The following is a 355-nucleotide window of genomic DNA, read 5'->3' on the forward strand; positions in this document are numbered from 1 at the left end:
CGAGACCCTGGAGGTCGTGCCGCGGCAATGGAAGGTTATCCAGACGGTCCGCGAGAAGTGGAGCTGCCGATCCTGCGAGACGATCACCCAGCCACCGGCGCCGTTCCATCCGATCGCCCGCGGCCGGGCGGGGCCTGAACTGCTCGCCATGGTGCTGACCGGCAAATTCGCCGACCACCTGCCGCTCAACCGGCAGAGCGAAGCCTATGCGCGCGACGGCATCGACCTGGATGTCTCCACGCTCGCCGACTGGGTCGGTGCCTGCGCGGCGACACTGGCGCCCCTGATTGAGCTGATCAGGGCCCATGTGCTGGCCGGAGCCCGCATCCATGGCGATGACACCACGGTGCCGGTT

At 68.2% G+C, this 355-nt stretch carries 1 protein-coding gene; it reads left to right on the forward strand.

All coding sequences use genetic code 11. From position 1 onward, the window contains the following. Nucleotides 1-355, forward strand: a 355-nt coding sequence (locus ACYQ7X_RS17495; RefSeq protein WP_459698354.1) for an IS66 family transposase, incomplete at both ends; no start/stop codon positions are given.

The organism is Acidisoma sp. C75, assembly GCF_054665095.1.